A 10,128-nucleotide genomic window follows, 5' to 3' on the forward strand; every position below is an offset into this window, starting at 1 on the left:
ATCCCTTCTGAGGCGAATAACACAAACGACGGTCCGACGCGTGCTGCGACGCGCGGACACGACCCGGAAAAGCGGCGATCCACCGGGTGCCGCCGTTACCGTGACTCTATGGCGGGCCGTACCTCTCAGGCGAGCCGGCGGCGCGGCGCGTCGCCGCGTGGCACCACGAACAACCGCGCCCGGCAACCGGCGAAGAAGGCGGCGGCGCGGAAACCGGCGCGGCGGCGCCCGGCCCCCGGGCCGAGCCCGGCCGCGTTCGTCGGCCGGGCCGTGGGCGCCCTCTGGATGGGGCTGGCCCACTCGGTGGGCTGGGCGTTCCGGGCGGCCGGGCGGCAGGCCGCGTCCACCCGGGAACTGGATCCGGAGCACCGCCGCGACGGCGGCGGGCTGCTCCTGTTCGGCCTGGCCATCCTCAGCGCGGTGGGCATCTGGGGCGGCGGCGCCGGGCCGGTGGGCCGGCACCTGGCCGACACCGTACGCCTGTTCATCGGCGCCATCTCGATAATCCTTCCGGTGCTGTTCATGGTCGGCGCCTGGCGGCTGATGCGGAGCCCGGCCGACCCCGAGCACCGCGGTCGCGGTCTGGTCGGCTGGGGCTCGATGATGCTGGCCACCGCCGCGATGCTGCACATCGGGCAGAACCCGGTCGACGAGGTCCAGCGTGACTTCGCCGGCGGCCTGATCGGCGCGGGCGTGGGCGACCTGCTGAAGTCGGCGGTGACCGCCTGGGTGGCCATGCCGCTGCTGCTCCTGCTGCTGGTGTTCGGCCTGCTCGTGGTCACCGCGACGCCGATCAACAAGATCCCGGAGCGGCTCGGCCTGCGCGCCGACCCGGCCGGGCCGGACGTCGACGACGAGCTCGCCGAGGACGAGGCGCCGGTGAAACCGGCCCGCAGGCGCCCGGCGAAGCGGATGCCACCGCCGCTGGAGCCGCTGGACCCGGACGACGAGCTGGCCGGCGTCGACCTCCAGGAGACGCTGGTGCTGCCGCGCAAGCCGCCGAAGGTGCCGGCGAACCGCAAGCCGGTCGAGCCGCCGGAGCACTCGCCGCTGCCCACCCGCGCCGAGCAACTGGCGCTCACCGGGCTGGCCGGCGACTACACGCTGCCGCCGGCGAACCTCCTCGGCAGCGGCGCCAAGCCGAAGAGCCGCAGCAAGGCCAACGACGAGGTGATCGCGGCGCTCACAGGCGTCTTCGAGCAGTTCGACGTGGACGCCGCCGTCACCGGGTTCACCCGCGGCCCGACGGTCACCCGGTACGAGGTGGAGCTGGGCCCGGGCGTCAAGGTCGAGCGGATCACCCAGCTGTCCCGCAACATCGCGTACGCGGTGAAGTCGCCGGACGTCCGCATCCTCAGCCCGATCCCGGGCAAGAGCGCGGTCGGTGTGGAGATCCCGAACACCGACCCGGAGAACGTGTCGCTCGGCGACGTGCTGCGCTCCCGCGAGGCGACCAGCGACCACCACCCGATGGTGGTGGCGCTCGGCAAGGACATCGAGGGCGGCTACGTGGTGGCCAACCTCGCGAAGATGCCGCACATTCTCATCGCGGGAGCGACCGGCGCCGGCAAGTCGTCCTGCCTCAACTCACTGCTGGTCTCCATCCTGACCCGGGCCACGCCGGACGAGGTGCGGCTGCTGCTGATCGACCCGAAGCGGGTCGAGATGACCGGCTACGAGGGCATCCCGCACCTGGTCACGCCGATCGTGACCAACCCGAAGAAGGCGGCCGACTCGCTGGAGTGGGTCGTCCGCGAGATGGACATGCGCTACGACGACCTCGCCGCCAACGGGGTCCGGCACATCGACGACTTCAACCGCAAGGTGCGCAACGGCGAGATCAAGGCGCCGCCGGGCAGCGAGCGGGAGATGCGGCCCTACCCGTACCTGCTGGTGATCGTGGACGAGCTGGCCGACCTGATGATGGTCGCGCCGCGTGACGTGGAGGACTCCATCGTCCGGATCACCCAGCTCGCCCGCGCCGCCGGCATCCACCTGGTCCTCGCCACCCAGCGGCCCTCGGTCGACGTGGTCACCGGCCTGATCAAGGCGAACGTGCCCTCCCGGCTCGCGTTCGCCACCTCCTCGCTCGCCGACTCCCGGGTCATCCTGGACCAGCCCGGCGCGGAGAAGCTGCTCGGCCGCGGCGACGGCCTGTTCCTGCCGATGGGCGCGTCGAAGCCGCAGCGCATCCAGGGCGCCTGGGTCACCGAGCGCGAGATCTCCGACGTGGTCAAGTTCTGCAAGGACCAGCGCGAGCCGGAGTTCCGCCCGGACGTGCTCGCCCCGGCGCAGGACAGCAAGAAGAAGATCGACGAGGACATCGGCGACGACCTGGACCTGCTCGTGCAGGCGGTCGAGCTGGTGGTCACCTCGCAGTTCGGGTCGACCTCGATGCTCCAGCGCAAGCTGCGGGTCGGTTTCGCCAAGGCGGGCCGGCTGATGGACCTGATGGAGACCCGGGGCGTGGTCGGCCCGTCCGAGGGCTCCAAGGCCCGCGACGTGCTGGTCAAGCCGGACGAGCTGGAGGAGGTCCTGGCCGACCTGCGCGGCGGCGAGGACTGACGGCCCCGCAACGGACGACGGCGGCCCCCACCATCAGGTGGGAGCCGCCGTCGGCGGTTCCGGATCAGTTGATCAGCGCGGCGAAGAGCACGGTGCCGAGCACCGCGGCGACCGCGCTCGCGGCGGCGGCGTACCAGCCCAGCGGCTTGTCACCGAGGACGGCGCCGACGATGCCGAGGACGATCCCGAGAATGCCGAAGATGAGCGGGGACACGAAGAGCGCGAGGGCCGCGAAGACGAACGCGACGATGGTGCAGATGCGGGCGGCGTTGCTGCGCGGACGGGCGCTGGCGTGGATGTCGGCCATGGGGTTCCTCCGTGAGTGGTCTCGCTGTGGCTACGGAGGATCCGGTACCCCGGGCGCCGCACCGTCCAAACCGGATGACGCACCGATCAGCTGAACAGCTTCAGCCCGATCACGCCGGCCACCACCAGCAGCAGGCAGGCCACCCGTGGCAGGTTGACCGGTTCGCCGAGCGCGAGCATGCCGACCAGCGCGGTACCGAGCGCGCCGATGCCCACCCACACCGCGTAGCCGGTGCCGACCGGGATGTCGCGCAGCGCGTACGCCAGACCTGCCATGCTCGCCACCAGCGTGACGGCGAAGACGGCGGAGGGGAGGGGACGGGTGAAGCCGGCGCTGCGGTCCAGCGCGATCGCCCACGCGGTCTCCAGCAGTCCGGAGATCACCAGCACGATCCAGGCCATGGGTATCACCTCTGACGGACGGGCCCGGCGCGGGAGCGGGCCGGGCGACGGTCGGGTCACGCGGGGCGTCTTGGCCTGACCGGGTACGCCCACCACTCGTCCGGGACGGCCCACGGGCCGTCGTGGCCGACGGTAGCACCGGGCGGGCCGGACCGGCGGCGTGGTGAGAAAGGCCACCATGGGTGGAGTTGACGTCAACTTCAAGTTGCAGGATGGATGCCATGACCCTGCTCTTCTCCGACGACGACGTCGCGGCCGCCGTGGACGCCCCGCTCACCGTCGCGGCCATGCGGGACGCGCTGCTGGCCGCGTACGCCGGGCGGCTCATCGCCCCGCCCCGGGCGTCCGCGCCGCTGGACGGGGGCCGGATGGTGCTCACCGCCGGACACCTCACCGGGCAGTGGTACGGCTTCCGCTCGTACGACACGTTCGGCCACCCGGAGAGCGGTCAGCTCGTCGTGCTGCACGACGCGACCACCGGCGCGGTACGCGCCATCGCCGTCGGCGAGGAGCTGGGCTCCCGGCGTACCGGAGGACTCGGTGGCGTGGCGGTCGACGCCCTGGCCCGCGCGGACGCCGCCACGGTCGGCGTGGTGGGGTCCGGCCGGCAGGCCTGGACCCAGGTCTGGGCCGCGGCGGCGGTCCGGCCGCTGCGCGAGGTGACCGTGTACAGCCGCTCGGCGGCCCGGCGGGAGGCGTTCGCCGCGCGGGTCCGCGCCGAACTGGACGTGCCGGCCCGCGCCGTCGGTTCGGCCGCCGCCGCGGTACGCGACCGGGACGTCGTGGTGCTCGCCACCACCAGCACCGCCCCGGTGCTCGACGCCGCCGACCTGGCCCCCGGCACCCACGTCAACACGGTCGGCTTCAAGCAGACCGACCGGCACGAGTTCGGCACCGACCTGCTCGACGCCGCCGACCTGCTGGTCACCGACTCACCCGGGCAGGCCGCCGCGTACGCGCCGCCGATGCTCGCCGCCGTCGAGCCGTACGCCGGGCGGCTGCGTGACCTGGGCGCGGTGCTGGCCGGCGCGGTTCCCGGCCGGACCACCGCGGACCAGATCTCGGTCTTCTGCTCCACCGGCCTGGCCGGCACGGAGGTGTTCCTCCTCGACCGGCTGGCCCGGGTGGCCGTTCCCGCCCGCTGAACCGGCCGGACGGGTGCGCGGCGGTCCGGGACCGGCCCGGTACCCTCGGATGGTGTCTGCCTCCTCCTCCACCCCGCGATCCGACGGGCGCCGCGTCGCCCTGCTGACCCTCGGCTGTGCCCGCAACGAGGTCGACTCGGAGGAGCTGGCCGCCCGGCTGCACGCCGACGGATGGCAGGTCACCACCGACGGCGAGGGCGCCGACGTGGTGGTGGTGAACACCTGCGGGTTCGTGGAGAAGGCCAAGCAGGACTCGATCCAGACGCTGCTGGCCGCCGCCGACACCGGCGCCAAGGTCGTCGCCGCCGGGTGCATGGCCGAGCGGTACGGCCGTGAGCTGGCCGACAGTCTCCCCGAGGCGCAGGCGGTGCTGAGCTTCGACGACTACCCGGACATCGCCGCCCGGCTCGACTCGGTGCTGGCCGGCGAGGCGATCGGCGCGCACACCCCCCGCGACCGGCGGGAACTGCTGCCGCTGACGCCGGTGAAGCGCCGCGCCGCGGCGGTGTCGCTGCCCGGGCACGGCACCCCGGCCCGGGTCGCACCGGAGACCGACGCGCACACCCCGGCCCACCTGCGGCAGGTGCTGCGGCACCGGCTCGACACCGGCCCGGTGGCCTCGCTGAAGCTCGCCAGCGGCTGCGACCGGCGGTGCGCGTTCTGCGCCATCCCGGCGTTCCGCGGCGCGTTCGTCTCCCGTACCCCGGACGAGCTGCTCGCCGAGGCCGAGTGGCTGGCCAAGACCGGCGTACGGGAGCTGGTGCTGGTCAGCGAGAACTCCACCTCGTACGGCAAGGACCTGGGCGACCCCCGCGCGCTGGAGAAGCTGCTGCCGCAGCTCGCCGCGATCGACGGGATCGTGCGGGTCCGCGCCAGCTACCTCCAGCCCGCCGAGACCCGGCCCGGCCTGGTCGAGGTGATCGCCACCACGCCGGGCGTGGCCGCGTACTTCGACCTGTCGTTCCAGCACTCCAGCGAGCCGGTGCTGCGCCGGATGCGGCGCTTCGGCTCCACCGACCGGTTCCTGGAGCTGCTCGCCTCCGCCCGAGAGCTGGCGCCGGACGCGGGCGCGCGCAGCAACTTCATCGTCGGCTTCCCCGGCGAGACGAAGCAGGACGTGGCCGAGCTGGTCCGGTTCCTCACCGAGGCGCGGCTGGACGCGATCGGCATGTTCGACTACAGCGACGAGGACGGCACCGAGGCCGCCGGCCTGACCGGCAAGGTCTCCGCCGCCACGATCAAGCGGCGGTACGACAAGCTCAGCGCGCTGGCCGACGAACTCTGCTCGCAGCGCGCCGAGGAACGCCTCGGCGCGACGGTGGAGGTGCTCGTGGACTCGACCGCCGACGGCGTGGTGGAGGGGCGGGCCGCCCACCAGGCGCCCGAGGTCGACGGCTCGACCACGCTCGTCGCGCCCGTCGGCGGCGGCGTGGATCTGGCCGCGCTGCGCCCCGGCGACCTGGTCCGGGCCACTGTGACCGCGACCGAGGGTGTCGACCTGGTCGCCGTACCGGATGAGATGATCTCGGCGGCGCCCGGCGCGGTACGGTGACGGCGGGCCCGGACGGAGCGGGGAAGCCACGTGGGGCGATGCGGGACATGACGGGAGCGGAGTCGACGGCGGCTGCCCCCGTACCGCTGCTCAACGCGGCGAACCTGCTCACCGGCGCGCGCCTGGTGCTGGTGCCGGTCTTCGCGGCCACCGTGATCGCCTCCGGCATGAGCAATGCGGGCTGGCGTACGGCCGCCTGCGTGATCTTCGTGGTGGCCTCCGCGACCGACCTGGTCGACGGCTGGATCGCCCGCCGGTACGAACTGGTCACCTCGCTGGGCAAGGTCGCCGACCCGATCGCCGACAAGGCGCTCACCGGCGCCGCCCTGGTGCTGCTCTCCTTCTACGACCGGCTGCCCTGGTGGGTGACGGTGGTGATCCTGGCCCGCGAGCTGGGCATCACCGGGCTGCGCTTCTGGGTGATCCGGCACGGGGTGATCGCCGCCAGCCGGGGCGGCAAGGTCAAGACCGCGCTGCAGATCCTGGCCATCACCTGGTACCTCTGGCCGATGCCGGAGGCGCTCGCCGCGATCGGGCCGTGGATCATGGGAGCGGCCGTGGTGGTCACCGTGGTCACCGGGTTCGACTACATCGCCCAGGCGTTGCGGCTGCGCCGCCCGGCCCGTTGAGCCGGTCGGCGGGTCCGTCGATCCGGGCGGCGGACGAGTAAGCCGGCGTGGTGCGGGAAATGGGGGCGGGCATGGACACCGACGCGAGAGACCACCGGCCCGCCGGCAGCCCGGCGGCCGCCGTGGTGCACCGGCTGCACGAGTGCGGCGAGACGCTGGCCACCGTCGAGTCGCTGACCGGCGGCCTGCTCGCCGCCGCGATCGTGGAGATCGCCGGGGTCAGCTCGATCTACCGGGGCGGCATGGTGGTCTACGCCACCGAACTCAAGGCGACGCTCGCCGGCGTACCGGAGGACCTGCTGGCCGACCGCGGCCCGGTCGACCCGGACGTGGCGGCCGCGCTGGCCGAGGGCGGACGGCAGCGGTGCGGTGCCGACTGGGGCCTGGCCACCACCGGTGTGGCCGGGCCGGAACCGCAGGACGACAAGCCGGTCGGCCTGGTCTACGTGGCGGTCGCCGGGCCGGACGGCACGCAGGTGCGCCGGCTCGACCTCGACGGCGGCCGCGACCACATCCGTTCGGCCGCGGTGATCGAGGCGCTGCGCCTGCTCGCCGACCGCATCCAGCTCCCCCAGGACGCCGGCGCGCCCGATCCGGCCGGGGCCGGCCACCGGTGAGCCGGCGTCACGCCGGCACGCCCGGCGGCGGGACCGCCGGACCGGCCGATCCGCCCGGATTGGGGAGGCGGGGTGGGATGTCGTCGTGGCGACCAACGGGTACGGTTGCGGGAAGGCTCCGGCGGTCGCCGTCGGCGCCGGAGCGGTCCGCCGCGTCCGGCGCGACGCGAACGGCCGGGGATGGTGGTCCCGTTCAGGGGGAGGTGCGATGGTCCTGCTACGCCGGGTGATCGGTGACGCGCTGCGCGCACGCAGGCAGGGGCAGCACCGCACCCTCCGCGAGGTCTCCTCCGCGGCCAACGTCAGCCTCGGCTACCTCTCCGAGATCGAACGCGGCCAGAAGGAACCCTCCAGCGAGTTGCTGGCCGCGATCTGCGACGCGCTCGGCGCCCGCCTGTCCGAGCTGCTGCGCGAGGTGAGCGACACGGTCGCCCTGGCCGAGCAGATGCCCGGCGTGCTGGTGCCGGTGGCCGACGAGCCGGCCCCGGTGGCCCCGGCCGCCGTCCGCAAGGCCACGAACAGGGGTGTCCGCCAGGTCACCTCCGACGGCGGGGTCGCCGTCCAGGTCCGGCAGGACTCGCCGCTCAAGGCCACGCTGCGCAGCACCCGCGTACGCCCCGCCGAGCGGGATGTGGTCTGCGCCGCCTGACCCCGGCCACGGCGTCGTGGGCAGTGCTGGCGTTCGCGTCGTACTGTTGATCAGGAGCGTACGGGTGCCGGAGTGGCGTCCGGCTGGGACGATGTAGGCGCGACGCTACTGAGGGGACGAGGCGGAGATGGCGAACCCGTTCGTCAAGGGTTGGAAATACCTGATGGCGCTCTTCGGCGCGAAGATCGACGAGCACGCCGATCCGAAGGTGCAGATCCAGCAGGCCGTCGAGGAGGCGCAGCGCCAGCACCAGGCGCTGGTCCAGCAGGCGGCGGCGGTGATCGGCAACCAGCGCCAGCTGGAGATGAAGCTGTCCCGGCAGATGACCGAGGTCGAGCAGCTCCAGGGCAACGCGCGGCAGGCGCTCGCCGTGGCCGACCAGGCCCGGGGCCGGGGCGACGAGGCCGAGGCCGGGCGCTACGAGCAGACGGCTCAGATGCTGGCGACCCAGCTTGTCTCCGCCGAGCAGGCGCTGGAAGACCTCAAGACACTGCACGACCAGGCGCTCGGCGCGGCCGCACAGGCCCGCAAGGCGGTCGAGAACAACTCGATGATCCTCCAGCAGAAGCTGGCCGAGCGCACCAAGCTGCTCAGCCAGCTGGAGCAGGCCAAGATGCAGGAGAGCGTGGCCCGCTCGCTGGAGTCGATGTCGTCGCTCACCGCGCCCGCCAACACCCCCTCGCTGGACGAGGTACGCGACCGGATCGAACGCCGCTACGCCACCGCCATGGGCCGGGCCGAACTGGCCGGCAACTCGGTCGAGGGCCGGATGCTGGAGATCCAGAAGGCCACGCTCGACTCGGCCGGATCGGCGAGACTGGAACAGATCCGGTCGAGCATGGCCGGCGAACAGCTCGGCAGCCGGTCCGAGACCCCCGCCGTGGGGCAGCCGGCCGACCCGGCCGCCGCCGCCCGGCTCGACGAGATCCGGGCCAGCATGAGCCGGGAACGCGGCACCGGGGAGACCACGACCGGCTGACGGAGGGGCGGACACTATGGCGGACGAACGGGCCCGGCACTTCCGGAGGCTGCGCAGGCTGCGCAACTCGGCGCGGCGGTGGAGCGTGCTGGCCGGAGGGCTCGGCGGCGCCGCCGCAGTGCTGACCCCATACGCCGGACTGGGCCTGGCGGACGCGGCCTGGGCCGGCGCCGCGGGCAGCGCGATCGCGGTGGCCGCCTGGCGCTGGGTCGACCACCGCGCGCTCGCCGCCGTGCCGCCACCGCCCGCGCTGGACCCGGCCGAGGCCGCCGCCCGCTCCCGCGCCCGGCTGGTCGCCGCCGTCGAGCGGCTGCCCGTCGGCCCGGGCGTCGTGGCCGAGGTACGCCGGGTCCGTTCCCGCCTCGCACTGCGCGGCACCGCCGCGGCCGAACCGTGGGCCCGGCTGGACCGGGCCGCGCTCACCCTGGCCGGGCTGGCCGGTCGGCTCACCGGGCTGGCCGAGCCGGCGGTCCGGGAGGCGGCCGAGGCCGACCGGTCCCTGCGCGAGCTGGCGACCCGGGTGGCGGGCGTGGAACGCGCGGCGAAGCTGACCCCGCAGAGCCCGCTGAACGAGGTGCACGCCACGCTGGTGACCCAGTTGGAGGACGGGGTGGCCGCGTACGAGCGGCTGGTGGTGGCCGCCGCCGGTTACGTGGCCGAGGACGCGCGCCCGAACACCGAACACCCGGCCGCCGCGCGCCTGACCGAGGCCACCGACCTGCTGCACGGCGTAGCCTCCGCCCTGGCCGAACTCCGCACCCCGCTGCGCGCCCCCTGACAGCCCTCACTGCTTCCTGTCCCCCCGCCCCTGCTCCCGGCTCTGCTCCCTGCTCTCCCCGTTGATCAAGGGGTTTGTGTCCTCCCACCGCCCGGATCCGGACACAAACCCCTTGATCACCTGTGCGACCTGGACCGGCCCGCCCGACCTGCACGATCATGAGGTTGACGGCAACTTTGATCTCCATTCCTGCCGCCAACCTCATGATCACCGGGTTCCTGCCGGGCGCGGCGGCGCTCCGTCCGCCGGCCCTGCCCTCTCGCGCTCGCGTGGCCCCGCTCCCGCGCCGGCCTCTCCGCTCTCTGCGCTGTCCGCTCTCAGCGGTGATCAAGGAGTTTGTGTCCGGATCGGACTCGTTACAGGACACAAACTCCTTGATCACCGGGGCGAGGGCGGGGCCGAGCGCCCGAGGAGCGGGTGCCTCGGCTGGGTGATCATGAGGTTAGCGGGGATGTTGATCTCTAAAACTGCCGCTAACTTCATGATCAACGCCGAGAGGGTGGGGG

10 protein-coding genes and 1 riboswitch are annotated in these 10,128 nt (G+C 73.5%); of the genes, 8 read left to right on the top strand and 2 right to left on the bottom strand.

The annotated features are described in order from the left end of the window. Positions 1-108 precede the first annotated feature (108 nt). On the top strand, positions 109-2,565 hold the full coding sequence (locus tag M8C11_RS26100; protein WP_252453965.1) for a DNA translocase FtsK: 2,457 nt from the start codon (positions 109-111) through the stop codon (positions 2,563-2,565). Between the two features lie 64 nt (positions 2,566-2,629). Here M8C11_RS26100 and M8C11_RS26105 read toward each other — a convergent pair whose 3' ends face one another. Next, on the bottom strand, positions 2,630-2,872 hold the full coding sequence (locus M8C11_RS26105; protein ID WP_120571094.1) for a hypothetical protein: 243 nt from the start codon (positions 2,870-2,872) through the stop codon (positions 2,630-2,632). A gap of 86 nt (positions 2,873-2,958) precedes the next feature. Continuing rightward, on the bottom strand, positions 2,959-3,273 hold the full coding sequence (locus M8C11_RS26110) for a multidrug efflux SMR transporter (protein WP_120571093.1): 315 nt from the start codon (positions 3,271-3,273) through the stop codon (positions 2,959-2,961). A gap of 59 nt (positions 3,274-3,332) precedes the next feature. After that, positions 3,333-3,398: riboswitch (guanidine-III (ykkC-III) riboswitch) on the bottom strand. Positions 3,399-3,494: 96 nt separating this feature from the next. On the opposite strand from M8C11_RS26110, the gene M8C11_RS26115 reads away from it, so the two are divergent. From M8C11_RS26115 to M8C11_RS26145, 7 genes are all read left to right on the top strand, one after another. After that, a complete protein-coding gene (locus M8C11_RS26115) occupies positions 3,495-4,418 on the top strand; it encodes an ornithine cyclodeaminase family protein (RefSeq protein WP_252453966.1) in 924 nt (307 codons plus the stop codon). A gap of 49 nt (positions 4,419-4,467) precedes the next feature. Beyond that, positions 4,468-5,970 (top strand): 30S ribosomal protein S12 methylthiotransferase RimO, encoded by a 1,503-nt coding sequence (gene rimO / locus M8C11_RS26120; protein WP_252453967.1) that lies wholly within the window; start codon positions 4,468-4,470, stop codon positions 5,968-5,970. 47 nt (positions 5,971-6,017) lie between these two features. Further along, positions 6,018-6,599, top strand: coding sequence for a CDP-diacylglycerol--glycerol-3-phosphate 3-phosphatidyltransferase (gene pgsA, locus M8C11_RS26125; RefSeq protein ID WP_199733123.1), 582 nt, complete (start codon positions 6,018-6,020; stop codon positions 6,597-6,599). Between the two features lie 59 nt (positions 6,600-6,658). Further along, positions 6,659-7,216, top strand: a complete 558-nt coding sequence (locus tag M8C11_RS26130; RefSeq protein ID WP_252453971.1) for a CinA family protein — start codon at positions 6,659-6,661, stop codon at positions 7,214-7,216. A gap of 208 nt (positions 7,217-7,424) precedes the next feature. Beyond that, positions 7,425-7,865 carry a helix-turn-helix domain-containing protein gene (locus M8C11_RS26135; protein ID WP_121684125.1) on the top strand — a complete coding sequence of 147 codons (441 nt, stop codon included), beginning with the start codon at positions 7,425-7,427 and terminating at the stop codon, positions 7,863-7,865. Positions 7,866-7,992: 127 nt separating this feature from the next. Beyond that, on the top strand, positions 7,993-8,844 hold the full coding sequence (locus M8C11_RS26140; RefSeq protein WP_013284702.1) for a PspA/IM30 family protein: 852 nt from the start codon (positions 7,993-7,995) through the stop codon (positions 8,842-8,844). A 16-nt stretch (positions 8,845-8,860) separates the two neighbouring features. Beyond that, a complete protein-coding gene (locus M8C11_RS26145; protein ID WP_120571087.1) occupies positions 8,861-9,622 on the top strand; it encodes a hypothetical protein in 762 nt (253 codons plus the stop codon). Positions 9,623-10,128: the final 506 nt, after the last annotated feature.

The organism is Micromonospora sp. CPM1 (assembly GCF_023896895.1).
GTDB lineage: Bacteria > Actinomycetota > Actinomycetes > Mycobacteriales > Micromonosporaceae > Micromonospora > Micromonospora tulbaghiae.

Bases quoted from the DNA above. Each gene is read 5' to 3' on its own strand.
- M8C11_RS26100 (WP_252453965.1), top strand. From the start codon at position 109: ATGGCGGGCCGTACCTCTCAGGCGAGCCGGCGGCGCGGCGCGTCGCCG.
- M8C11_RS26105 (WP_120571094.1), bottom strand. From the start codon at position 2,872: ATGGCCGACATCCACGCCAGCGCCCGTCCGCGCAGCAACGCCGCCCGC.
- M8C11_RS26110 (WP_120571093.1), bottom strand. From the start codon at position 3,273: ATGGCCTGGATCGTGCTGGTGATCTCCGGACTGCTGGAGACCGCGTGG.
- M8C11_RS26115 (WP_252453966.1), top strand. From the start codon at position 3,495: ATGACCCTGCTCTTCTCCGACGACGACGTCGCGGCCGCCGTGGACGCC.
- rimO (WP_252453967.1), top strand. From the start codon at position 4,468: ATGGTGTCTGCCTCCTCCTCCACCCCGCGATCCGACGGGCGCCGCGTC.
- pgsA (WP_199733123.1), top strand. From the start codon at position 6,018: ATGACGGGAGCGGAGTCGACGGCGGCTGCCCCCGTACCGCTGCTCAAC.
- M8C11_RS26130 (WP_252453971.1), top strand. From the start codon at position 6,659: ATGGGGGCGGGCATGGACACCGACGCGAGAGACCACCGGCCCGCCGGC.
- M8C11_RS26135 (WP_121684125.1), top strand. From the start codon at position 7,425: ATGGTCCTGCTACGCCGGGTGATCGGTGACGCGCTGCGCGCACGCAGG.
- M8C11_RS26140 (WP_013284702.1), top strand. From the start codon at position 7,993: ATGGCGAACCCGTTCGTCAAGGGTTGGAAATACCTGATGGCGCTCTTC.
- M8C11_RS26145 (WP_120571087.1), top strand. From the start codon at position 8,861: ATGGCGGACGAACGGGCCCGGCACTTCCGGAGGCTGCGCAGGCTGCGC.